The sequence below is a fragment of the Bradyrhizobium sp. SZCCHNRI3052 genome (assembly GCF_032484895.1).
Lineage (GTDB): Bacteria > Pseudomonadota > Alphaproteobacteria > Rhizobiales > Xanthobacteraceae > Bradyrhizobium.
In genome coordinates this window covers 23,077-47,566 of record NZ_JAUETW010000020.1, presented here as the reverse complement: position 1 = coordinate 47,566, position 24,490 = coordinate 23,077, and the positions used below count along the sequence as shown (strand labels likewise).

Annotated in this window: 18 protein-coding genes; 15 read left to right on the top strand and 3 right to left on the bottom strand. The window is 65.5% G+C overall.

Annotated elements, in window-relative coordinates:
• Nucleotides 1–26: 26 nt before the first annotated feature.
• The 15 genes from QW887_RS33345 to QW887_RS33275 all read left to right on the top strand — a co-directional run bounded on the left by QW887_RS33345 (nucleotide 27) and on the right by QW887_RS33275 (nucleotide 12,870).
• Nucleotides 27–1,106, top strand: a complete 1,080-nt coding sequence (locus tag QW887_RS33345) for a PEP/pyruvate-binding domain-containing protein (protein ID WP_315751486.1) — start codon at nucleotides 27–29, stop codon at nucleotides 1,104–1,106.
• A gap of 43 nt (nucleotides 1,107–1,149) precedes the next feature.
• A complete protein-coding gene (locus QW887_RS33340; protein WP_315751484.1) occupies nucleotides 1,150–2,958 on the top strand; it encodes a PEP-utilizing enzyme in 1,809 nt (602 codons plus the stop codon).
• 54 nt (nucleotides 2,959–3,012) lie between these two features.
• Entirely contained in the window at nucleotides 3,013–3,615 is a 603-nt protein-coding gene (locus tag QW887_RS33335; RefSeq protein WP_315716245.1) for an HD domain-containing protein, read from the top strand.
• A gap of 16 nt (nucleotides 3,616–3,631) precedes the next feature.
• On the top strand, nucleotides 3,632–5,077 hold the full coding sequence (locus QW887_RS33330; RefSeq protein ID WP_316196072.1) for an aldehyde dehydrogenase family protein: 1,446 nt from the start codon (nucleotides 3,632–3,634) through the stop codon (nucleotides 5,075–5,077).
• Nucleotides 5,074–5,691: an HD domain-containing protein gene (locus QW887_RS33325; RefSeq protein ID WP_315751478.1), complete on the top strand. Its 618-nt coding sequence runs from the start codon at nucleotides 5,074–5,076 to the stop codon at nucleotides 5,689–5,691. The genes QW887_RS33330 and QW887_RS33325 overlap by 4 nt, the downstream gene beginning before the upstream one ends.
• The gene (locus QW887_RS33320; RefSeq protein ID WP_315826582.1) at nucleotides 5,688–6,449 is read left to right on the top strand and encodes an SDR family NAD(P)-dependent oxidoreductase; all 762 of its coding nucleotides are present in this window, start codon (nucleotides 5,688–5,690) and stop codon (nucleotides 6,447–6,449) included. Before QW887_RS33325 ends, QW887_RS33320 begins: the two co-directional genes overlap by 4 nt.
• Nucleotides 6,450–6,465: 16 nt before the next feature.
• A complete protein-coding gene (locus tag QW887_RS33315; RefSeq protein WP_315826581.1) occupies nucleotides 6,466–6,789 on the top strand; it encodes a 2Fe-2S iron-sulfur cluster-binding protein in 324 nt (107 codons plus the stop codon).
• Nucleotides 6,790–7,216: 427 nt separating this feature from the next.
• Entirely contained in the window at nucleotides 7,217–8,701 is a 1,485-nt protein-coding gene (locus QW887_RS33310) for an aromatic/alkene/methane monooxygenase hydroxylase/oxygenase subunit alpha (protein WP_315751472.1), read from the top strand.
• 90 nt (nucleotides 8,702–8,791) lie between these two features.
• Nucleotides 8,792–9,037, top strand: coding sequence for a toluene-4-monooxygenase system B family protein (locus QW887_RS33305; protein ID WP_315716251.1), 246 nt, complete (start codon nucleotides 8,792–8,794; stop codon nucleotides 9,035–9,037).
• Nucleotides 9,030–9,410 (top strand): Rieske 2Fe-2S domain-containing protein, encoded by a 381-nt coding sequence (locus tag QW887_RS33300; protein ID WP_316196070.1) that lies wholly within the window; start codon nucleotides 9,030–9,032, stop codon nucleotides 9,408–9,410. Before QW887_RS33305 ends, QW887_RS33300 begins: the two co-directional genes overlap by 8 nt.
• 9 nt (nucleotides 9,411–9,419) lie before the next feature.
• Nucleotides 9,420–9,719, top strand: coding sequence for an MmoB/DmpM family protein (locus QW887_RS33295; protein WP_315716254.1), 300 nt, complete (start codon nucleotides 9,420–9,422; stop codon nucleotides 9,717–9,719).
• A gap of 21 nt (nucleotides 9,720–9,740) precedes the next feature.
• Nucleotides 9,741–10,766, top strand: a complete 1,026-nt coding sequence (locus QW887_RS33290; protein ID WP_316196069.1) for a toluene hydroxylase — start codon at nucleotides 9,741–9,743, stop codon at nucleotides 10,764–10,766.
• A 57-nt stretch (nucleotides 10,767–10,823) separates the two neighbouring features.
• Nucleotides 10,824–11,813 carry a 2Fe-2S iron-sulfur cluster binding domain-containing protein gene (locus QW887_RS33285; protein WP_316196067.1) on the top strand — a complete coding sequence of 330 codons (990 nt, stop codon included), beginning with the start codon at nucleotides 10,824–10,826 and terminating at the stop codon, nucleotides 11,811–11,813.
• A 7-nt stretch (nucleotides 11,814–11,820) separates the two neighbouring features.
• Entirely contained in the window at nucleotides 11,821–12,351 is a 531-nt protein-coding gene (locus QW887_RS33280; protein ID WP_315716257.1) for a luciferase family protein, read from the top strand.
• 21 nt (nucleotides 12,352–12,372) lie between these two features.
• A complete protein-coding gene (locus QW887_RS33275) occupies nucleotides 12,373–12,870 on the top strand; it encodes a 2Fe-2S iron-sulfur cluster binding domain-containing protein (protein WP_316196065.1) in 498 nt (165 codons plus the stop codon).
• An 82-nt stretch (nucleotides 12,871–12,952) separates the two neighbouring features.
• Here the strand turns inward: QW887_RS33275 and QW887_RS33270 are convergent, their stop codons facing one another.
• From QW887_RS33270 to QW887_RS33260, 3 genes are all read right to left on the bottom strand, one after another.
• Complete coding sequence (locus tag QW887_RS33270) at nucleotides 12,953–16,057, bottom strand: DEAD/DEAH box helicase (protein ID WP_316196096.1); 3,105 nt, start codon at nucleotides 16,055–16,057, stop codon at nucleotides 12,953–12,955.
• An 875-nt stretch (nucleotides 16,058–16,932) separates the two neighbouring features.
• The gene (locus tag QW887_RS33265) at nucleotides 16,933–18,816 is read right to left on the bottom strand and encodes a hypothetical protein (RefSeq protein WP_315826574.1); all 1,884 of its coding nucleotides are present in this window, start codon (nucleotides 18,814–18,816) and stop codon (nucleotides 16,933–16,935) included.
• Nucleotides 18,809–24,478 carry a hypothetical protein gene (locus tag QW887_RS33260; RefSeq protein ID WP_316196063.1) on the bottom strand — a complete coding sequence of 1,890 codons (5,670 nt, stop codon included), beginning with the start codon at nucleotides 24,476–24,478 and terminating at the stop codon, nucleotides 18,809–18,811. The genes QW887_RS33265 and QW887_RS33260 overlap by 8 nt, the downstream gene beginning before the upstream one ends.
• Nucleotides 24,479–24,490: the final 12 nt, after the last annotated feature.

Here is a 24,490-nt window from a genome sequence, read left to right as displayed (position 1 = left end):
CGGGCCATAAGGTGGGGAACAGACGCATGGGCGCCAACGCAGCCGCATCCTTCATCGTGCCGTTCGAAGACGCACGCGAGGACGACTTCCCGCGCATCGGCGGCAAATGCGCGAGCCTGGCGCGCATGATCGCACAGGGCGTGCGCGTTCCTGCGGGATTTGCGGTCGCGACCGACGCCTACGCCCTTCATCTTCGAAGCAACGGACTCGAGGCGACGATCAGCGAGCGCCTGTCGCGGATCGTGCTCGACGATGTCGATGACGAAGAGAAGTTGTCGCACGAGATCCGCGACGCAATCATGGCGCAGCCGATGCCGGGCGCGGTCGAGCAGGCGATCCGCGAGGCGTATCGCCGGATGTCGCCCGACGGTCAGTTGCCGGTGGCGGTGCGCTCGTCGGCAACCGCCGAGGATCTGCCCGACGCCAGCTTCGCCGGCCAGCAGGATACCTATCTCTGGGTGGTCGGCGAGGACGCCGTGGTCGAGAAGGTCAAGGCGTGCTGGGCCAGCCTCTTCAACGCGCGCGCGATCTCCTACCGTGCCGAGAACGGGCTCGGCCAGATCGACGTGCTGATGTCGGTCGGCGTCCAGAAGATGGTCAACGCCGCCGCCGCGGGCGTGGCGATGACGCTGGATCCGATCAACGGCGACCGCACCAAGATCGTGATCGATTCCGCCTTCGGGCTCGGCGAGCCGGTGGTCTCCGGCGAAATCACGCCCGACAATTTCGTCGTCGAGAAGGTGCTTCTGCAGGTCATCAAGCACCGCATCGCCGAGAAGGATTTCGAACTCGTCGCCGATCGCGCCGAGCGCCGGACCGTCGAGCGCGTAATCGCGCCGGAGCGCCGCACCCTGCCCTCCCTGACCAATGCCCAGGTGCTCGCCGTCGCCAGGCTCGCCAAGTCGCTCGAGCGCAGCATGGGCTGTCCGCAGGACGTCGAATGGGCGATCGACGCCGATCTCCCTGAAGACGAGAACCTCGTGGCGCTGCAGAGCCGGCCGGAGACCGTCTGGAGCCAGAAGAAGAAGCAGTCGACCGCGATCTACGAGACCGGGATTGCGGGTGTACTTGGAACGCTGCTGGCCCCGGTCCAGGCCAAGCGGTGAGCATCACGACAACAAGCAACAGAGAAACCGAGGGGAAACGACAATGACGGCGCATGCGAAATTCCCAAGTCCCTATGACCTGAAGACGCCGGTCGGCGCCGAGGGCTGGGAGAAGCTCTATCCCTATTATCTCCAGTTCCAGAACAGCCTGCGCGACAAGGAGGACGGCAAGTTCTGGTTCTGCGACTCGCAGCACTGGCCGAGCCCGTTCAAGCCGTTCGACGCCGTCACCGTCGAGTTCGCGGTCAAGTGTCTCGGCCAGTACAACACGCGGCACTATCTGATCCCGCCGGCGAACGGCGTCGAGTACCGCATCCACAATGGCTATTGCTACATGAGCCCGGTGGCGGTGGCGCCCGAGCTGATCGCTGGTCGCGTACCGCATTTCATGGAGCGCGCCGGCTACTACTTCCAGAACTGGGACCGCCTGCTGGCGAACTGGGACAAGAAGGTCCGCGCCAACATCGCCGATCTCGAGGCGCTCAATTTCGAGCCGCTGCCCGAAGCCGTGCCGCTGGAGTGGATCACGGCCGGTGTCGGCCTCGACAACACCTACGCGCTGATGGAGACCTACGACCGGGCGATCCAGCTGCTCTACAAGACCTGGCAGTACCATTTCGAGTTCCTGAATCTCGGCTACGCGGCCTATCTCGACTTCTTCAGCTTCATGAAGGGGCAATTCCCCACCATTCCCGATCAGGCGATCGCCAAGATGGTGCAGGGCGTGGAAGTCGACCTGTTCCGTCCGGACGACGAGTTGAAGAAGCTCGCCAAGCTCGCCGTGAAGCTCGGTGTCGCCGATGCCCTGAAGAGCGGATCGGTCGACGAGGCGCTGGCTGCGGTCGGCCGTGCGCCGAACGGCGCCGAATGGCTGACGGCCTGGAACGAGGCGCAGGATCCCTGGTTCAACTTCACCTCCGGCAACGGCTTCTACTCGACCGACAAGTACTGGATCGAGCATCTCGACATCCCGCTCGGCTATGTCAGGGACTACGTCGTCCGCGTGCAGCGGGGAGAGGAGATCGACCGGCCGACGGAGGCCATTGCCAAAGAGCGCGACCGCATCACGTCCGAATATGCCGAGATGCTCGATGCCGACGCCCGCGCAGCCTTCGAGGGCAAGCTCGGGCTCGCCCGGACCGTGTTCCCCTATGTCGAGAACCACAATTTCTACATCGAGCATTGGTCGATGAGCGTATTCTGGCGCAAGATGCGTGAGCTCGGCGCCATCTTCCGCGATGCCGGCTTCTGGAAGGACGCCGACGACCTGTTCTATCTGAACCGTCAGGAAGTCCGCGACGCGCTGTTCGACTACGGCAACGGCTGGGCCGTTGGCGCACCGGCGATCGGTCCGACCTATTGGCCGCCCGAGATCGAGCGGCGGAAAAAGATCCTGGCTGCGCTCGCGACGACGCCGCCGCAGCCCGCGCTCAACAATCCGCCCGATGTCATCACCGAGCCGTTCACGATCATGCTGTGGGGCATCACCACGGAGAGCATCGGCCGCTGGCTCGATGGCGCCGCCAACACCACCAAGCTGTCCGGCATGGCCGCTTCCCCCGGCATCGTCGAGGGCCGCGCTCGCGTGGTGCGCTCCGCCGATGAGCTCGGCCAGATCCAGCAGGGCGAGATTCTGGTTGCGCCGGTCACAGCGCCGAGCTGGGCACCGATCTTCGGCAAGATCAACGCGATCGTCACCGACATCGGCGGCATGATGTCCCACGCCGCGATCGTGTGCCGCGAATACGGCCTGCCCGCCGTCACCGGCACGGGACGCGCCAGCTCCTCGATCAAGAACGGACAGATGCTGCGCGTCAACGGCTCGACCGGCGAAGTGACCATCCTGTCCTGACCCAATCGAGAGAGGCCGGCGGCGCCGGCCTCTCTCCGCATATGGAACATTGCAATGCTCGATAGGTCCGATGTCGGCAACCGCTATGACGAAGTCTGGCGCATCAGCGAGCCGTACATGCGCGCGCGCAAGAACGACGTCCACATTCCCCTGTCCTATGCGTATGCACGCAAGCTGCTCGCTCAATATCCGGACGCAGACGAGGACATCGTTTCGCTCGCAATCATCCTGCACGACATCGGCTGGTACACGATCGACATGAAGGACATCATCGAGAAGGGATTCGGTCCCAACATGATGCAGTCCGATGTGCGCTTTCTCCACGAAAGCGAAGGCGTCCGCATGTCACGCGACGTCCTCGAACAGGCCGATTGGCCGGAGAACATCATCGTCGCGGTCGGCGAGATCATCGACGGCCACGACACTCGCCCCTACCCGCGCTCGCTGAACGACCGGATCGTGCGCGACGCCGACAAGCTGTGGCGCTACACGACCACCGGCGTTGCGGTGGCCTGCGACTGGTTCAAGATGACGCCGCGCCAATATGCGTCGCGCCTGACGGCGCAGCTCGCCGTGCTCGAGACCGAAGCCGGACGACTGATGGCCGAGGAGGCGTTGGGCGAGACCCGTGCCGCGCTGATGCTCGACCTGATCTGAACCTGGGGCCGCGGACATGGACATGTTCATCGACGGCCGCTGGGTTGCAGCCCAAAGCGGCGCGACCTTCGACGTCGTCGATCCGGCAACGGGCGAGACGGTCGACAGCGTTCCGGAGGCCGGGCGCGCGGATGTCGATGCCGCCATCAACGCGGCCGACATCGCATTCCAATCGTGGAAAACAACGCCCGTGGCAGAGCGCGCCCGCCTGCAGAGGAACGCGGCGCGGCTGATGCGCGAGAGTGCCGGTGAGCTCGGTCGCCTGCTGACCAGGGAGCTCGGCCGTCCGCTGGCGGGAGCCGTCAGCGAAATTCAGCGCTCGGCCGAACTGCTCGACGTCTATGCCGAGGAAGGCCTGCGCCTGCACGCCGAGATGCCGCTGACGGGTGTGGCCGGCGAAAAGATCATCATCACACGCGAGCCGGTCGGCGTCGTGGTCGCGATCACGCCCTTCAACTATCCGGTGACGCTGCTCTGCTTCAAGCTCGGCGCCGCGCTGATGGCCGGTTGCACCGTCGTCGCCAAGCCCGCCGAGGACACGCCGCTGTCGACCTTGCGGCTCGCTGAACTCTTTCGGGCCGCTGGGTTTCCGGACGGCTGCTTCAATGCCGTGACCGGTCGCGGCCCTGACCTCGGCATGCAGATGATCGCGCATCCGACGCCGCGCAAGATTGCGTTCACCGGCGGCACCAGGGCCGGCAAGGCGATCGCTGCTGCTGCAGCCGGAACGATGAAGCGCGTCACCCTCGAGCTCGGCGGCCAGTGTCCGGCCATCGTCTGCGCCGACGCCGATATCGGCGCAGCGGCTGCTGCGATCGCCCGTCACGCCTTCGCCAATTCCGGCCAGTTTTGCTACCGCGTCAATCGCGTCTATGTCGAGCGCCCCATCTACGCGGCCTTTCTCGCTGCGCTCGCCGACAAGGTCGCGCAGCTCGACGTCGGCAACGGCCTGACCTCGAATTGCGCGCTGGGACCGCTCATCAACGAGAAGATATACCGCAACAGCGAGCGGCAGATCGCCGATGCCCGTGCCAATGGCGCAACCGTGCTGACCGGCGGCGTTCGGTTGACGGGCGGACTCTACGACAAGGGCTGGTTCCTGCCGCCGACCGTGATCGCCGATGCGCCCCCCTCCGCGCTCGTCATGACCGAGGAAACGTTCGGCCCCGTGCTTGGTGTCGCCCCGTTCGACGATCGCACCGAGGCGCTGCGGCTCGCGAATGCGACGGTCTATGGACTGGCCGCCTTCGTGTTCTCGCGCAACCTGGCGACAGGACTGACCCTGGCCGAGCGCCTCGAAGCCGGCTCCGTGTGGGTCAACGACATCCAGCGCTCGAACCAGCGCGCGCCGTTCGGCGGCATGAAGCAGAGCGGAATCGGCCGCGAGAAGGGCCGCTACGGCATCGAGGACTACCTCGAATACAAGACGATTTATCTCAGCTACGACACGGAGCTGCGATGATGCATTTTCTGCGCGAACAGGATTTGCCGATTTGGCTTGCGGCGCGGCCGTGGCTGGACGTCCGCTCCAACGACGAGCATACGCTGATCTCCTATCGTCTTGGCCAGGCGCTGCTACGGATCCATCCCGAAGCGGACGCCGCCGTGGTGCTGCCGGCGATCCTCATGCACGACGTCGGCTGGAAGAAATTCCCGCCCGAGCAGCTCGCCGCCGCCGTCGGCCCCAATCCCAGATATCCCGAGCTGCAACGTGCCCACGAGATCGAAGGCGTGAAGATCGCAGCCGAGGCGTTCGCACGGCTGGCGATCCCCGGGCTAAGAGTCGAGACCATCCTGGCGATCATCGACGGCCACGACACCCGAAAGACGGCGATCTCGCATGAGGATGCGCTGATGAAAGACGCCGACAAGCTGTGGCGCTTCACCGGCCATGGGGTCGCGACGATCGGCGGCTGGTTCGATACGCCGCCGAAGGAGACGCTCGCGATGCTGGAAAGCTTCGTGCTGCCGTCGATGCTGACCGAGGCCGGCACCACCATGGCCCGGGCGCTGATCGCCGAGGGCACGGCGTCTGCGTTCATGGCGGATCTGCTGCACATCGAGGTTGCCACATGAGTCCGATCCAACTGCAAGGCAAGCGCGTCATCGTCACCGGCGCGGCCGGCGGGCTGGGCCGCGGATTCGCGCTCGCCTTTGCTGCGGCCGGTGCCGAGGTCGTCGCCGCCGACATCCGTCTCGGCGGCGCCGACGACACCGCGCGGCTGATCCGCGACCGCGGCGGCAAGGCGCACGCGGCGGAGGTCGACGTCGCGAACGAGACGTCCACCGCGGCGCTGGCGCAATTCGCGCTGGCGCGCATGAGCGGCCTCGACGTGCTGGTCAACAATGCCGCGATCTATGCCGGGCTCGAACGCCGCGGCTTCGAGGCAATCCCGGAGGCCGAGTGGGACCGGGTGATGCGCGTCAACATCAAGGGCGTGTGGATGATGAGCAAGGCGGCCGCGCCACTGCTGCGACGCGCCGGCGGTGGCGCGATCGTCAACGTCTCGTCGGCCACCGTCATGAGCGGCTCGCCGATGTGGCTGCACTACGTCTCGTCGAAAGGCGCCGTCATTGCGATGACGCGTGCGCTGGCGCGCGAGCTCGGCGACGACAAGATCACGGTCAACGTCATCGCGCCCGGCTTCACGCTCACCGAGGCCAGCCTCGGCCTGATGGAGAACGCCGCCGAATATGGCGTGTCCCGCGGAGCCCTGAAGCGCGCGGCCGACGTCGACGACATGGTCGGCGGCGCGCTGTTCTTCGCGTCGGCGGCCGCGGCCTTCATCACCGGTCAGACCCTGATCATCGACGGCGGCCGGCAGTTCATCTAGGGACACGCAACGACCCATGCCCAGAATCACCTTCATCGAGACGGACGGCACCGTGCGCCTTGTCGAGGCCGAGCCCGGCGAGAGCGCCATGCAGGCGGCGAAGCGCAATGGTGTCGATGGCATCATCGGCGAATGCGGCGGGTCCTGCATCTGCGCCACGTGCCATTGCCACGTCGACAAGGCATGGCTGGAGCGCGTCGGCCCCGCCGGCGACATCGAGGTCGACCTGCTCGAATTCGAGGCCGCCGACGTGCGCCCGGAGAGCCGCCTCGCGTGCCAGATCTCGATCACCGACGCGCTCGACGGTCTGGTGCTGCAGGTCGTCGGCCTCAGCCGCTGAACGGCCGGAGGGTTGCACCGGTCTTTGATCACGCCGCACGCATCATCGGCGGTGGGACGATGACGGGCATCGAGCTGCTCGCTTGAACAGATCGACCCGCTTGGTCGATACGGCCGCGCCGATCCTCGCCGCCGCTTTCCCTTCGCATCGCATCATCTCGTCGCTTGCGCAGCAGCAGGAATGCGGTCGACTACGCTCACAATCGCGCCCGAATACGCCCGATGTTCATGCGCACCCGCGGCCTAAAGAAAAACCAAAGAATGCGGCCTACACTGGATCCTACAACATCGCGCGACGATCTATCAGGTCTAACCGCCTGACTCGTACGCCATCGCCACGAGCCGCACAACGTTCGCCCGTTCAAGGGCGGCAGCGGACCGCAACGAAGAGCAACGAACGCGATCACAGAGCTCGGGAGGAGCAACGCATGCCGAAGCTGCAGCGGCGGGACTATTACGACACGGCCCGCGACATGAACTGGGCCTTCTCCTACGTCAGCGAGGAGGAGGTCTTTCCCGAGGAGCTGTCCAAGAGCTTCGGCATCCATGGCGAGCAGTGGTGGGGCTGGGACGAGCCGTACAAGCTGACCTATCGCGAGTACGTCCATAACCAGGCCGGCAAGGACGACGGCATCTACTCGATCCGCTCGACGATTGCGCGCTCCAATTTGTATGACAATCTCGATGCCGGCTGGAAGTCGGCGATCAAGGCGCATTACGGCGCCATTCCGGTTCCGGAATATTTCGCCTCGATCGGCGAGGCGCGCATGGCCCGGTTCGGCCGCGCTGCTGCCTGGCGCAACATGGCCACCTTCGGCACCCTCGACGAATGCCGCCACGGCCAGGCGCAGATCTACTTCCCCTATTGCCTGCTCGGAAAGGACCCGCAATTCGACTGGGCCCACAAGGCGATGCACACCAACGAGTGGGGCGTGATCGCGGCGCGCAGCCTGTTCGACGACATGTTCACCGCCAATGATGCGGTGTCGACGGCGATCCAGCTGACCTTCACCTTCGAGACCGGCTTCACCAACCTGCAGTTCCTCGGCATGGCCTCGGATGCGCTGCATGTCGGCGACATCGAGTTCGGTGCGCTGATTTCCTCGATCCAGACCGACGAGGCGCGGCATTCGCAGCAGGGCGAGCCGACCTTGAAGATCATGATCAACAACGGCAAGAAGGCCGAGGCACAGAACATGGTCGACCAGATGTTCTGGCGGTCGTGGAAGCTGTTCGCGCTGCTGACCGGCATCTCCATGGACTACTACACGCCACTGGAAAGCCGGACGATGTCGTTCAAGGAGTTCATGCAGGACTGGATCTGCCGGCAGTTCATGGACCAGTTCAAGGACCTCGGCATGAACGTGCCATGGTACTGGGAAAAGCACTTCCTGCCCGAGCTCGACTGGGTCCATCACGCCTATCACATGGGCGTCTGGTTCTGGCGGCCGACGGTGTGGTGGAATCCCGACGCGGGCGTGTCCGCGGCCGAGCGCGACTGGCTCGAGCAGAAATATCCCGGCTGGAACGATCGCTTCGGCAAGCTGTGGGACGTGATCGGCGACAATGTCCGCACCGGCCAGATCGAGAAGACCTATCCGGCGACGCTGCCCGTCGTCTGCAACTGCTGCCACATTCCGATCTGCAGCCCGAGCATCGGCAAGGCGCCGCGGATCACCACGCACAATGGTCGCAAGCTGAACTTCTGCTGCGAAGTCTGCGAATGGGTGTGGAAGAGCCAGCCCGAGCGCTACGACACCCATCTCTCGATCGTCGACCGATTCCTGGCCGGACACATCCAGCCGCCGACCCTGGAAGGCGCGCTGCAATATATGGGCATCACGCCCGATGTCGCCGGCAATGACGCGCAGAGCTACGCCTGGAATGGCGCGTCTCGCCTCGCGGCCGAATGATCCGCCCAGCATGAATTGACAGGCGCCGCTTACGAGCGACGCCCCCACCCGACACGACCACAGATATAACAACAAATCTGGGAGGTAAGCGTGGCCCTGTTCCCGCTCCAAGCCAACTTCCGCGGCGACTTCGTCGTCCTGCTGATCCCCGTCGACGACGGCGATAGCATGAGCATCGTGGCCGACAAGGTCGCCCAGCACGCGGTCGGACTGCGCGTCGCCGAGAAGAACGCCTCGAAATGCGTCTACTACAACGGCCGCGAGCTGCCGTCCGCGATGACGGTGGCGCAGTCCGGAATCCAGCCGATGGATTGGATCGAGGTGGCCTATGTCTGACGATGCCGACGTGACGTGGAGGCAGGTCGCGACCTTGGACGACCTTTGGGAAGGTGATTTCATCGGCGTCGAGGTCGACGGCGAGGAAGTGATCGTGATGCACCTTCCTGGCGGCGAGTTGCGTTGCTTCCAGGGCATGTGCCCGCACCAGGAGATCCTGCTGGCGGACGGCAAGGTCGATTTCGAAGCCGGCACCATCACCTGCTCCGCCCACGAATGGGAGTTCAGCATGGATGACGGCCGCGGCCTCAACCCGCGCGACTGCCGCCTCTTCCGCTACGCGGTGAAGAAGGACGGCGACGCCATTTGGGTCGGCGTGCCCAACGACGGACGGCTGCGCCGCCTCCGCCACAAGACCGAGCAGGACGCATAGGACAAGCCCATGACCACGACAGCAGCACCGAAACTGGTCGGCCCCGTCATCAGGGGCGTCGACGAGGACATCATCGACGCCGTGATCGCGGCGAGCGAGCAGGACAATCCGGACGTCGAGATCGTCATCGAGGACCGCGGCGGCTATGTCCGCGTCCAGGCCGACCGGAATTTCCGCCTGACGCAGAAGAGCATGCAGGCGGCGCTGGGGCGGCCATTCCGGCTCGCCGAGATCGAGCCGAGCCTGGTGTCGTTCGGCGGACGGCTCGAGTCGATGGACGACGAATGGGTCTGGACCATCCACACATAACAAATTCGGGGAGGATACGTCATGACCGCGATGACCGCGAAGCCGGCTGCGCGCAAGCAGAAGAAGACCTGGAGCCTGTGGACCGAGCGCCGGCTGCCGTCGGAATACGAGGCCGTCACCTACAAGTTCCACAGCCACTTCCGCCGCGCTCCGGCACCGTTCGAGCTGTCCGAGAACTGGTCGATCAACCAGTTCTATCTCAGGAATCGCGAAGGCTCGAGGCTCACGCTGGACGATTGGGAGGGCTATCGCGATCCCCTCACCTACACCTATCGCCGCTATGTCACTGACCAGAAGGATCGCGAGGTCTATTGCGACAACCTGATCGACGAGTTCGAGCGCCAGGACAGCTATCGCAAGCTGTCTGCGCCGTGGCTCGACTTCCTCGGCCAGGCCTATCTGCCGGTGCGTTTCCCGGGACACGCGATGCAGATGAGCGCGGCCTATGTCGCGCAGATGGCGCCGTCGGCGTTCGTGACCAACACCCTCTACTTCCAGATGGGCAACGAGATGCGGCGGGTGCAGCGCCAGGCCTATCTGGCCAAGGCGCTCGCGCTCGACACCGGCCGCCCGGAGCTCGCCGACAGCAACATTGCCCGTACCGTCTGGACGCAGGCGCCGCAATGGCAGGGCCTGCGCGAGCTGATCGAGAAGCAGCTGATCGCCTACGATTGGGGCGAAGCGTTCGTGTCCCGCAATCTGGTGCTGCGGCCGATCTTCGATCACGTCTTCAATCGCGAGATCGCCGATCTGGCGCGCACGAACGACGACGACCTGCTGGCGCTGCTACACGACGACTTCCGCAACTACGACGAAGCCTATGCGGTCGAGACCACCAAGGCCCTGGTGCGCTACGCCACCGGCAAGGTCCCGGAGCACGCGGTTCTGCTGCGGGAATGGGTCGCGAAGTGGATGCCGCTCGGCGAGCGCGCCGCGCGCGGCCTCAGCGAGGCACTTTCGACCGCGCCCGGCGCCGACGATGCACGGGCGATCCTGGAGCGGACCATGACGGCCCAGGCGAGGCTGATCGCGGATTGCGGCTTGTAGTCTGGCAGACGCGGTCGGCATGCTGCACCGACCGCCCAAGCCGAAAGGATGGCGTGGATGACCCGGCAACTCCGCATCGAGCCCGACGGTGTCGCGATCGACGCGGCCGGCCATGACACCATCCTGCAGGCAGCGCGACGCGGGGGCGTCGCGCTGCCTTACGAATGCGGCTGGGGCAGTTGCGGTGCCTGCAAGGTGACGCTCATCGATGGGCAGGTCGATCTGATCTTTCCCGGCGCGCCGGCGGTCAATCCGCGCGACGCACGACGCAACCGCATCCTGGCCTGTCAGTCCCGCGCGATCTCGGACGTCACGATCGGCCGCGGTCCCGGCGACTGGTCCGCACCGACGCCGCGATGCGTCGAGCAACAGGCGACCTTGCGCGGCGTCGACGATCTCGCGCCGGAGACCCGCCAGTTCAGCTTCGAGACGGCCGAACCGATCGACTTCCGGCCGGGTCAGTATGCGATCCTGCATCTCGGCGAAGGGCTGCGGCGCTGCTACTCGATGTGCAACCTGCCGGGCAGCACCATCCTGCAGTTCATTGCCAAGCGCTACGATGGCGGCACGGGCAGCAACGCGCTCGCCGCGTTGATCCCAGGCGCGCAGATCACCATCGAGGCGCCGTTCGGCGCCTGCACGCTGCGTCGACAGCCGGGCCGCAAGGTGTTCGTGGCGGGAGGCACCGGCATCGCGCCGATCCTGGCGATGCTGCGCGAGGCCGCGGCTGCGCGCCTCGATTTCGGATCGCCCGCGGACGTCATCTACGGCGCCCGTACACCGGCGGATCTCGCCGCCGATGACATGCTCGAGACCGCGATCGCGCGCATTCCCCAGGGGCGCTACCTGCCCGTGGTCGAACACGCGCCGTCCGGCTGGCCGCATGCGGCCGGCTTCGTCACCGATGTCATCAAGGCCGCGATCCCGGATCCCGCGGCGGCCGAGTTCTATGTCGCCGGCCCGCCGGTCATGGTGAACGCGGTCAGGTCACTGCTGCGCGCCGCCGATGTTCCGATCACGCAGGTTCATTATGACAGCTTCGGCTAGAGCAGGCTTGCGCAGTGCTGCACCCGTCTGGGCGATGGCGCCTGGACTGCGCCGTCTCGCCACACGTCCCGGCAGCGCGCCGCGGCTCGCACCAACATGGCCCTGCCACCAGCTCGGCGACACCTCGCCCGCCGGATACGCCGCACAGCTCGTGTCCTGCGCCTGCGCGCTGGCTGGCGTCGAAGAGGTGCCGGCGCCGATGAACGCCGCAGGCCGCGCCTTCGCGCTCGATGACATCCATGCCATGGGCCAGCCGGAGGCCTTCGTGTTCGCGCCGGTGTGGCTCATCGTTCGCCCCGACGGGTCGCTGCACCTGACCTTGCGGCCGGAATGGGCCCAGAAGGTGGCGGCCAAGGGCTGGGGCACGGTGCATCCGTTCGCACGCTACATGGCCGGCGCCGTGCCGCCGCAGAGCCTCGTGGTCTACGCGCCGCGCGATCAAAGCGAGCTGGCGGTTGCTGCGCGGATCATCGCGGCCGCGCACTGCTACGCGAGCGGCCGCATCGGCGACGTCGCATTGCCCGACAGCCGGTGGTGAGCGATGACGGAGCTCTCGGCCATGACCAATGAAGGCGACATCAGGCGGTTTCGCATACGGCTGGAACGTCCGGAGGGGACGTTCACATTCGACGCCATATCCGACGAATATCTGCTGTACAGCATGATCGACGCCGGCATCGAGACGCCCTACATCTGCGAGCAGGGCTGGTGCCTCGCATGCGCCGCGCGCTTGGTATCGGGCAACGTCGACCGCTCCGATGCGCTGACGGTCTACCCTCAGGACGCTGAAGCCGGCTTTCTGCTGCTGTGTTCGACCAAGCCCTGCTCGGATCTGGTCCTGATGCTCGACGAACGCCAGACCCGACGGGACATGATGCAACACCGGATCGAGCACAATCAGTTGGCGCGAGCCTATCCGCCCGGCGCGCGTCTCCGGTTTCGCCGCGGACGCGCTAAGGCGCGAGCCGACGCGTGCACCCGTTCAGCGACAGGGACTCGAACAGATGAGCCGGCGACATCCGCTCAGATGGGGCTGATTGGATCAAAACCCAAATAGCCTCGTTTCAAGCGCCTCGCTTTCATTTCGGGGCCCGAGGAGGTCACACAAGACCGCTTCAAGTTGAGTGGCGCATCCCTCGTCATTCGTCCAGCAGATCCAAGAACTGTTCGACCCGTCGTAAAGCAGGTTCATCGCTGCGCCCGGGATAGACGACGCGATCGCCCTCGCGCTGCAGTGACCGCGAGCGTAATTTACCGATCCTCCCTGCGAGCATCGTTGCAGCAATCGCATCCGGGCCGACATCGAGACGCATGATCCCCCGTTGCCTGCAACTTATCCTGAGCTTGGCGACAGCAAAGAAATTGCTGGCCTCGGATGGCAGCTTGCCGAATCGGCGGTGCGTTTCATCCTCGAGCTCCTCCAGCTCGTCATCACTCCGGCACCGAGCGGCTCGAGCGTAGATCTCCAGCCTGACCGCCTCCGATTGCACATAGCTCGAGGGAAGCAGCTCAGGGATGGGAAGATTCAACTCAGGGATCCACAGCGCGGACATTCCATCGCGGTCTCCCTCCAGGGCAAGCGTGAGAAGGTGGCCATAGAGCGTCGGTCCGAACACCTGCATGTGGCCGGATTGTCGATCGGAGCGCAGGTCGCCGCCGCCGCGAAGATCGAGGTCGCGAGCGCTGATCGCGAAGCCAGCGCCCGGACGGCTCAATTCCTCGAGAACGGAAAGCCGCTTTTCCGAGCGTTCGGAGCCGCCTTCCGTCAGGAAATGTGCAAACGCCCGGATGCCGCCGCGTCCTACTCGCCCCCTCAGCTGATGTAATTGTGCCAGGCCGAATTTTTCGGGCCAGCACACAACGATGGTGTTCGCACGTGGGATATCGAGGCCACTTTCCACGATGTTGGTCGCAAGTAGTACATCGGCACGGCCTTCGACGAACCCCATCAATCTCTCGTCAATCTCGTCCGTCGGCATCTTGCCGTGAATAGCAATGATACGTAGTTCCGGCGCCAGCGCATGGATCCTGGCGAGCATGGGATCGAGATCCTGGATCCGCGGACAAACGACAAAACTCTGACCGTTACGTCTGTGCTCACGAACCAGCGCAGCGGCGATAGCTATGTCCGAAAGCGGTGCCACCTTGGTGGCAACCGGAACACGATGGACCGGCGGGGTTGCGATCACGCTGAGATCCCTCAAGCCCGTCAAGCCGGCCGCAAGTGTGCGGGGGATCGGTGTCGCACTCATCCAGAGCCGGTGGCCGTTCTTATTGAGGCCCGATAGCATGGCTTTCTCGGCAGCGCCGAAATGCTGCTCCTCGTCAATGATGATCAGGCCAAGTTCGGCAAATCTCACTTCCTTGGATGCGAGCGCGAGGGTCCCGACGACGACCCTGAGTTCTCCGCTCTTGAGGCGCTCCCTTACCTCTCGCGCTTCGGCGGTCGAGGCAACCCGCGACAGGTTTCCAACATCGATGCCAAGAGGCGCAAAGCGCTTGCGGAAGGTTTCGACATGCTGTCGTGCCAGCACTGTCGTCGGCACGACGATAGCGACCTGCTTTCCGGCCAGCACGGCGGCTGCCGCTGCGCGCAGCGCCACCTCGGTTTTGCCAAAGCCGACGTCTCCACAGACGATCCGGTCCATCGGGTGCCCCGATGCAAGATCATCCAGAACGTCGCGGATGGCCTTCGCCTGATCGGAGGTGGTGAAATAGGGAAAACGCGCGACGAACTTCTCATAGACAGCAGGGCGCGGCACGAGCTTCGGAGCCGGGCGCCGACGGCGCTGACTCATCTGCTTGGCCAGCTCCTTTGCGACCACGTGAATCTCCGTCTCGGCAGCAGCTCGCCGCGGCCGCCATGAGCTGCCGTCGGCCTTGTCCAGCGAGGTGTCTCCGAGCTCAGCGGCGTAGGGCCAGATCAGCGCCAATTCTGCGAGCGGGACGAGAACGGCGTCGTTTCCGGCGAATACCAACCTGACCATCTCGCGCGCCGAAAGATCTCCCGTGCCCATGGACCTCAAGCCGCCAAGGCGTGCGAGTCCACGTTGCAGATGAACGACCACGGATCCGAGTTCGGGAAGATCTCCCGAATCGAAGCCGGGCGTCCATGCCCAGTTCATCGGTTGCGGTTGGTGTGCCCTGCTGCCGAGCACGTCGGCAGCAGTGATGACCACGAGCGGCTTCTTTCCAGGAACCACAAAGCCCGCATCGAAGCCTGCCAGCAATGCGGCCTGCTGCCTGCCCCTTGCGGTCGCGTGCGCCCAATCCGGCACGCATTCGGCCTTGACAGCGCTCATCCGGGCCATCAGACGCAAATCCGCTTCGACCGCAGCGACGAAAAGCACACGTGCGCTTCCGCGCTGGGCTTCCTCGATAAATGCACGGAGTGCCTTCCGCGGAGAGGCTGCCTTGTAGAACTCTGGCGTCGCACGATACGGAGTGGTTGGCGGCAACACAGTGATCTTCCTGGCCGCCAGCTCCCATTCGCGTCGGCTGAGATAGGCACGGTCACGCTCACTGCGGGCGGCCGCATCCTCGATCGTGCTCAACCAGGTGTCGGCGTGCCTGGGCACGGTGCTGTCGGCGATCCATTTGGCGCGTGCACAATAGTCCAATAGGCTGGACCTTCTTCGGGCCCGGCCCATGAACGCCAGCCGCTCGGACATCGGGTCAATCAGGAGCTCCTTCGTTTCGGAAATCACCTCCTGGTCTATCGGATTGATCGCTGCAATACGCCGGATTCTCCCTCCGGAATGCTCTATCCTAAAAGGTCCGAACGCGCCGGCCGGGAAGATCTCGAAGGTGTTGCCGTGAAACAAAACTCCACCGGGATAATCCGGACTGTCGTCCAGGTCGTACCCGAGAGCTTTCAGACAGGCCTCAAGGTCTTCCTCGGAAAAGACGGCCCCGGTCCGAAGGGGAAATCCGATACGAGACCAGTTCGCAGGCAACGGCAGGAGCTCCATTATGGCCTCCGCCGTCGCGATCAGCAGGATCGGCTTTTTGGCCCTGGCAAGGCGTCTCAAGACGGAGCTCCGCCGGCCCGCGATATCACGTGACGGCTCAAGCTGATCGAACGGAAGCGTATTCAAACGGGGATAGACGAGCACATCACAGGCCGGCTCGATAACTGGGATGATCGAACCCAACAGCTCGGCTCGGCTCTCATTTTCGGCGAGAAACACAAGTCCGCCCCGGCCCGAAGCGCGCCATCGCGCGGTAAGATACAGCGCCAACATGCCCAGTGGCGACGAGGAGGAAATGCCAGTCCGGATCGGAGCCTTCGTCGTTGCCGCAACAGATGTCTTCTTCCGCGGGGCGGCCTTTGGTGACGCGGAGCGCTTTGCTGATGTGTTCTTGCGCGGCGTTGAGCCACGGGGCGTACGAAGAGCAGTGGTCACTGAATTCTCGTGCTGAATTGACGAATGCAAGGCAAGCCTGCGAATCTTTGTCGAGCTTTAGCGGATTCGACGGCTTCAAGGGATCCAAACTTCGGAGCGTCGATCACCGTTCTCCCCTTAAGTGCGACGGTGTCACCAACCAGCACCATCGTCGCGCTCCACGTGCAGACTGGGGGTGCATGACAACCATGACGCAGAGATTCGTTCTTGAATGACCATGGTACGAGCGCGGTGATAAGCGTGATTACCGCCTTGGTGACTGGGCTGCACAGAATTCATGAGCCCGGCTGAGACGGGCTGCGGTGGGACTACCCATCACCAGGTTTGAGCAGAGCCGGCGGTTGCCGTGCTATGAGCGATCCCGCGTGATCTCTGCCCTTATGGATATGGGCCTCTGCCGAAGATGCTCAAGCCGCAACGTACGATAACGCAGTGACCCTCGATTCGGCACAATCAAGGCGAACTTCTTCGCGCTCAATCTTGAACGGCGTTCCTCGTGCTCGCTCTCCGTTGCTCCTATGTCATGAAGGAAGCGCTGAGGTTGAGAACGGATCTTCGGATATTCACACTTGCTGGCCGCTACGTAATCTTGGGGCGCCGCGCGTCTGCCGTCGCGCGAGAAATTCCCGACTTGGCAATGACGCGCGCCCGTTCAACCCTCAATCTCCGGCGGCCGCGCCACCGCTATATTTCGACGGTGACGTTTCATGCGTTCATGCCTTCCGCTTCGGAAGGATCGCGTCGAAAGCAAGCTTGCTCGACCGCTCGCCGCGATCGGTCTCCTTGCGGATGCCGAGCCAGACGAAAGTGCGGCCGTTGTACCAGCGCGTGCGCTGGAAGCTCTGGGTGACACGAATGCCCGCGCGCGGCACCTCCTCCTCATGGAGATTGTAGCCCTGCTGCTGCGGGAGGTCGAGACCGTGGCGCAGCAGATCGGTGCGAGGTTCGACGCGCACCGGCGGATCCGGGTCACGGTCGATGACCCGCAGCATTGCGGCGCGACGCAGTTGGATCTCGCGGCTGTCGTTGTCGATGTGCACCGGGATGAATGGGATCCAGTTCTCCGGCATCTCGCTCATCAGCCGATAGCGGATCGCGGCGTCGTTCTCGATCGGCGGCGCAGGTGGTGGGTCCGGCGGCAGGCTCTCCTCCACCAGGCGACGGAAATAGCGGCGGGTGTCGAGCGCAGCGCTGCGCCCGCTCTTGCTGTCGCCCGAAGCCAACATCACCCGCGACTCGACACCCCACACCATGTTGGCCATCTCGTCGCGGAACAGTTCCACCGACTCCAGCGGCTCGCTCTCCTGGATCTTCGGCACGCTGGGCACGATGAACAGGCTGAGATCGGCGGGAATGTCGTCGCTCCCCTTCGTCGCCAGTGTAAACATCGACCAGCGTTGCCAATCGGCGTCCGTGCCCTTGCCCGCGGCTTCAACCCAGATCCGCTCGCCGAAGACGTTGGTCACGCTCATGCCGGCGACCCGGGTGATCGCCCCGGCCGGCACCGTGAACGGCATCAGGAACCAATCGTTGGCGTAGACGAGGCCGAATTCGATCAGCAGCAGCTTGTTGACGTCCGTCGTCTCCGGATCGATGTCGCCGAAATTCGTTCGTCCCTCCTCAAAGGTCCACCAGCGTGTGTTCGGCATCCCGTCGAACTGGATCGGCGCCGGGATGAACGACGCCGTAAAGGTCGTCTCGACGGCGGCCGGCGGCGGCGCGTCCGCCAGGTCACCGAGTCCTGCGCCGGAGGCGTCGACGTCGAAGTTGTACCAGTCGAGATGCCCCTGGAAGTATTCGTCGGCGACCACGAGCTTCTCGCCGCCCGCCTTGGGCGCCGACGCTGCAAAGGCGTATTCGAGGCGATCGGGCAGCCAGGCATCGGCGGCACCCGCGGCGGGCTGGTAGAACGCCTCCCGGTACCACCCAAGGAATTCCGCCTCCGCCGTCTCGATCGCAGCGGCGCTGGCCGGATTGCCGAGCACGACGAGGTCGTGCGCGTGATTGCCGGGCGCGGCCGTCAGATGCTCGACGAGGTCGTAGCCGTCCATCGACCGTCCGGCCAGCGCCGCCATCGTCTGCCAGGCTTCGCGATGGGCGGCGACCGGCGCATCGGCCTTGAGCGCCGGATCTGGCATGGCGACCGGCAGCGCCGCGATGAATTGCTGGGCAAGCCCCGGCTCGATGCCGGCGACGAGCTTCAGCCAGCGCCGGCCCAGGGCGATGCGGAGATCGAACGCGATCTTCTGGCCGGCGAGACGGAACGGGATCGGCCGCCGCTCGACCTTGGCTTCGAGCGGCACGTCGTCGGCGAACGCCTCCGGCGGATTGCCGGCCGCGCGGTATTTCGTCAGTTCGGTGGTCTCGATGTGCACCTTGGCGACGACGGGCGAGCCGGCGTCGTCGCCCTGAAACTCGCCCATCTGCCACTGCTTCGTCAGCAGCCACAGCGGATCACGGACCTCGGCCTTGAGCGCGCGGTCGAAATCGTGCGTGCGTGGACGGCCCTCGAGCCTGTTCCACAACGTGATGGTGGGCAGCTTCACCTTGCCGGAGAACACGGCGGAGAGGTTCTGAACCGCGACATAGTCAGCCATTGCCCGTCTCCGTCTCGGCCAGCACCGCGGCGAGGTTGTTGTTGAAAGCGAAGTTGAGCGAGGCCGTGATCGGATGGAAGGCCACGGCGGACACCAGCGCCGGCAGGAAGCGGGCATAGGCGGTCGTGTCGACGTGGTCGGGCTCGATCGCGCGCTTCTTGGCGAGGTCCATCGTCTCGCGTACCGTGTCGACGAGATCCTGCCACTGCCACGAGCCGACAAATTTCGGCGGCAGCGCCAGCAGCAGAGTCTGCGGCGGTTCGGCGTTTGGCCGGTCGAAGTGGAACGCCAGACCGGTATCCTCGGTCGGGCGCGGGATCACTTCGGTCCACTCGTCGAGCAACAGCCCGAGTTGCCGCCGCGCCGGATCCAAGCTTTCGGCGAAATGCGCGGTATAGAGCAGCTTGTCCTCGTCGATCACGAACGGCTTTCCGTCGGCATCGGTCTCCGGGAATTCGAGTCCGAGCCACGGCAACTCGGGGCGATGCGGAAATTGCAGCGCCTGCAGCGCGACGCCCGCCCCCGTGAACGCGTCGGCGAGGTGCTGCGAAGCTTCCAGATCGTGCAGCTTCGACCGCACCCGCGCGACGCCCGTGAACCAGTCGTCGAGCGGAAAGCGGCGTCCGATCGTCGTCTTGAGGAACCCGAGAATGGTCTCGTCCGCCTGCGCCCCCGCGCCCCAGGCGTTGCTCCATTCACCGGCCTGCGCCGCTGGCAGACCGAAATCCGGAACGATCTTGAAATCTTCGCCGAACAGCAGCTTCGCCGCCGCGGTCAACGCCTCGATCTTGTTCTTCGCCTCCGCCGCGGCATCGTATTGATCGAGCCGGGCCTGGATCGCCGGCAGACGCGTCGTCAGTTCGAGCGCGAGCGCGGCGGTGCGCTTCGCCATGTCCTCTGCGAGGGCGACGATCGCCGTGCGCTGTGCCGCGATGTCGATCGCCGCCGCGTCGAACGCGGCGTTCGCAGCCTTCGACGCCTCGATGCCGTCATGCAAGGCGGCGAGATCGGACGCATTGTCGTAGAGCATGATCAGAACGGCGCGCTGTCCAACGAAGGCGGCGCGCTTGCCGCTCATGAGATCGTCGCGGAAATCGTCCGGCTGCGCCGGTAGAGGGTCGGTCGCCGTGGTCGCGATCAGCTTTTCGGCCACCCGCAGCGCCAGGAACTTCGCCGCGTCCGGCGCGCCGGAATCAGCGTCGTAGGCGAGTATGCGTGCGTCGAACTCGGCGAGTTGCCTGGTCCATCGAGCGATGTAGCCGGCGAGTGCGGCGTGCAACTGGGAGAAGATCCGCCGCCGGTCGGCGTAGACGGCACCGGTACCGGTCTGCAACGCCGCGAACGGACCGAGACCCTGCATCACCGACACGAAGCCGGTGATCGTCTGCTCGATCTCCGTGGCGATCTGGGTCTCCTGCTTGGCGTCGAGGCGGGCCTGCAGCGCCGTACGGAAGGCGTCGAGATCCGCAAGCCGCGCGGCGAGCAGATCGCGCGGCAGCGTTGCCCGCTCGCGCGCGAGCGCCGCGTCGAGATCGACCGCCTCGTTCGCCTCGCCGGCCATCGCCATGTCGCTCGCCTTGAGCGGACGTGAACGCAGTAGCAGGCTTCTGAGATGCCGCACCAACGCCGACAGTTCGAACAGCGGCACATGCCCGGCGATCGCCGCAATCCTCTCGCGGTAGGCGATCGTCAGCATTGCGTCCGGGCGCGGTGCATGGACGGCGGTCACATGCGCTTCGATCAGATCGTCGAGCGCCTTGGCGGCTGGATCGTTGTCCGGATCGAGCAGATACAGCAGGTCGATCGGCAGCAGGCCGAGATCGGCCTGCGTCACGTTGTAGGTGACGGAGGAGAGATCGAGCGGGTCGGTGACCGTCACCGAGCAGGCGACCGCTGCCGGCGGCGGCAGAATGCCCGCGAGCCAGGCGTTGAGCGCGGGCTCCGCCTTCGCCCGCGGCGATGTCAGCGCGCCGTCGTTCGGGTCGAGCCCGGCCTTGAGATGCAGCGCCACCCGATGGGTCAGCGTCACCCCCGACCGCGGCGTGCGCACCACGTCGGGGGTCGCCGGGAATTTTCCCTTCGAGTAGGTGTCGAGCACGGCGCCGGCGCGGTCGTAATTGCCCTGCACCACCTGATGCATGCTCTCTGCCATCGCGAGGTCGGCGACCGCGTCGGCGATGTCGGCAATCCGCGCGGCCTCGGCGGTGATCGCCGCGGCCTGCTGCGGGCTCGCCGCCGGCAGGTCGGCATCGTGGCCGAACGGGTAGCTGCTCACGCCGCTGGTCTTGATGTGCTCGACCAAAGCAAAGCCGTCGATGACGTTGCGCGCCTCCACCCGGTTGATCCGCAGTCGCCGACCGAACGCGTCGAGCCGGCCGGTATGCGTCGGACTCAGCCGGTCGCCGACCAGCGGGAACACCTTGCGGAGGTCGTAGATGAACCCGTCCACTTCGACGTCGTGGCGGTCGTGCAGGCCGCGCTCGAACTGGTAGCCGAGCAGCGCGCCGAGGCTCTGCTCGCCCTTCATTCCCTCGATGATCGACAGCGCGATGCGGACTCGTTCCGAGCTGAGATTGACGGCGAGGCTGCCGGGATTGTCGGGCGTGGCGTTGGACAGATAGCCGTTGCGTAGCACCGCGGCGGTCACCGCTTGGTTCAGCGACGGCGCGTGGATGTAGCCCTGGTTGCTGCGGTCGCGCATCAGCGGCGGCGCATCCGGATCGGCGAAGATCGCCGCGAGGTTTGCCGGCAGTTCGACCGCCGTCAGCTTCTTGAACTCCGGCTTGACGTTCTCGAGCCAGCCATAGGCGCCGAGATAGATCCCGGTCTTCGCCTCGCCGGCCGGTGCGCCCGGCTGAGCGGTCCCCCGGCCGGCACCGTGCGGATAGCGCATCCGTTCCAGTTGGCGGCTCATGATGCCGCCGTACCAGGCGTCGAACCGGTAGGTGCAGAGGTCGAGATGCTCGACGAACACCCGTTCAAGAACCGCCGTCGGGGACCTCTTCAGCCATTCGAGCGCATCGAGCTGGCGCTTGAGATACGCGGTGGCGACCATCGAGGTCAGCACCGTCGGGATGAACTCGCCGACCGTCCTCAGTCCCGTTCCGGTGACCGCGGCGTCGCTGCGGTGGAGGTAGCGCCAGCGGCTGCCGCCGGCCGCAGCCGGCACGGCGAGGCTCGCCTCCTCGACCTGAAAGAACTTCGGCTCGCGCCGCGCCGCCTTCAACTCGGTCTCGCCGATCAGCCCGGCATTGAAGAACAGGCGGATGCTGGTCTCGACGAAGCTCAGGTCGAGCGCGTGATGCAGCATGAGATACAGCAGCGCGTTCGGGCGCTGGGTGAAGCCCTGCTGCAGCCGCAGCGCATCGTGTGAGGTCGCCGCAGCCTTGATCAGCCAGCCGATGTAGTTGTCGCCGCCGGCGGTGTAGGCGCGGATCTGCTCGGTCTCCGACAACGGACGGTCGTCGATCAGCGGGCCCTTGAGCTGGTTGGGCGCCTTGAGAAAGAGTTTCTCGAGGATGTCCGGCACCTCGATCCCCTCGGGCGGCGTGTAGCCGAGCTGCTTCAGCAGATCGAGCCCGCTTCCGACATAGCCCGCGGCGAGCAGGAGCGCGACCAAGGCGCCGCCCGCCCCCTGCATCGCGAGGCGGTTGTACAGTTCCTTGAAGCTTTCGGCGAAGCGCTGCTGGAATTCCACCGATCCGGCGTGCAGACCGAGGACATCGAGCAATATCTGATGACGGTCGCCGCCCGGCTTGCCGATGTAGGACACCCGCGACATCAGCGGCTCGAGGTCGGCCTCGACCTTGCGCAGCAACTGATACAACCGCGTCAGAAACCGTAATTCCGGATCGTCCGGCGCGTGCGCGGCTCCGACTGCGACGTTCGCCCCCGCGAAGATCCACTGGATGCGCGAGCGCGGCGTCGCCGGCAGGATGCCGTAAGGCTGACGACCGACGCGGATCGTGGGCATCGGCCCGCGTGCCGACACGTGCCGAACGAAGAAGTCGCGGGTCCGCTCCACCGTCGAATCGTCGAAGACCGGATGAAGCATGCTCTCCATGAAGTAACCGAGCGTAGCCGGCCACAGTGCCGTGTTCATGGCGCGGGCGTCGTTGACGTCGTGGCGATGGTAGAAGGGGATCGCCGCCAGCGCGGCCGGATCGAGACCGAGCGTGGCGGCGAGGCAGCGTCCGTCTGTCCGCTCGAACCATCCGTCGGGGTCCAGGGGCGGAGTGCCGAAGTAGTGATCGAAGCTGACGTCGGACTCCTCGCGCCAGCTGTAGGCGGCGCCCTCGCCCTCGACGTTGTTGGTCGGCTGGCCCTGCGGCAGGATCGAGAACCCGGCCTTCGACTGATGATGATGGGCGAACAACTGCTCCAGCGCGACCCGGCCGGCGTCTGCATCGGCCCCGAGCCGTACACCGAGCACCATCAACTGATCGAAGCCGCGGCGGAAGGCGGGCGGCGTTAGCGGCACCCGGAATCCCATGCCGGTCTCGACGGCGCGGTCGAAGTTGCGCACCCATTCGAGCTCCGGACCGAACGTGATGTCGTCGCCGTCGTGCGCGACCGACGCGTCGTCCGTTCCGGTCGGCGACGGCGTGACCGGCAGCGGCGACGGAATCGGTTTTCCGAGTTGCTCGAGTTCGAGCGTTCCGCCGTTGTAGCCGAGCAGGACGAGACGATCAGGCAAGGTCCGCGCGGTCGCCGGCTGCGACCAGCCGGTCTCGCGCATCGGCGTGGCGTCCGCGGCGGGAAACTCCAGATACGCGGCGATGACCGTGGTGGTCGCGCGGTCCGCGCCCTCGGGCGGCGCGTCGGCGAGATTCCGCGGCCGGTACGCCTCACGGACCGCCGCGGCGCGCTCGGCCCCGAGCGCGTTGTCGAGCGCGGCGATCGCGTCCGTCTGCGCGGCCACGTCCGTGCCGGCGCGCCACAGCGCGATCCAGAATGCGCTGACCGTACCTCGCTCGGGATCGGCCAGCGGCGCGCTGGTCACCACCGTCAGGATCACGGTCGGCACGCCTTCCACCCTGGCCGGTCGCGCCGCCTCGTTGAGCGGACGATGAGTCTGGGTCACGTAGTAGGACCGCCCCGAGCCCTGTCCGCTCACGAGCGTTCGCCAGGCGGCCCGCTCCCCGGCGGTGTCGTGGTTCGCCCGCCAGACGTCGGCCCAATAGGCCTGGACGCGCTTCACCTCGTCTTCCGACAACGCTTCCTCGAAGCTGTCGACGGCGATGTCGTCCGGATAAACCCGGACCCACAGCTCGTCGCGGTCGCCGCCGAATTCCGCCACCTGCTTGAAGCGCGTTTCGATCCGCAGCGGCATCAGCAGGATCGGCGTCTGATCGGACAGCAGGCCGATGTTGCGGCGTGGGTCGGTGAAGTTCGCAAACAGCCCGATATTGCGGACCACTTCGTCCTTCGCCGCCTTCAGCGCGCCGCCCAGCCGCTCGATCTCGGAGGCCGCCGCCTTGGTCTCCTTGTCGATCGCCGCCAGCGCCGGATCATCGGCGCCCTTGCTGACGCGCGCGGCCCGTGCGCGGTCGCGGATCAGCCGCGCGCGGGTGTGGCGAAGTCGGCCGATCTCGCGCGACGTCGCATCGGCCGCGGCGCGCGACGCTTCCAGCTCCTTGCGGATATCATCGAACTCGGACATTTCGCCTCCGCC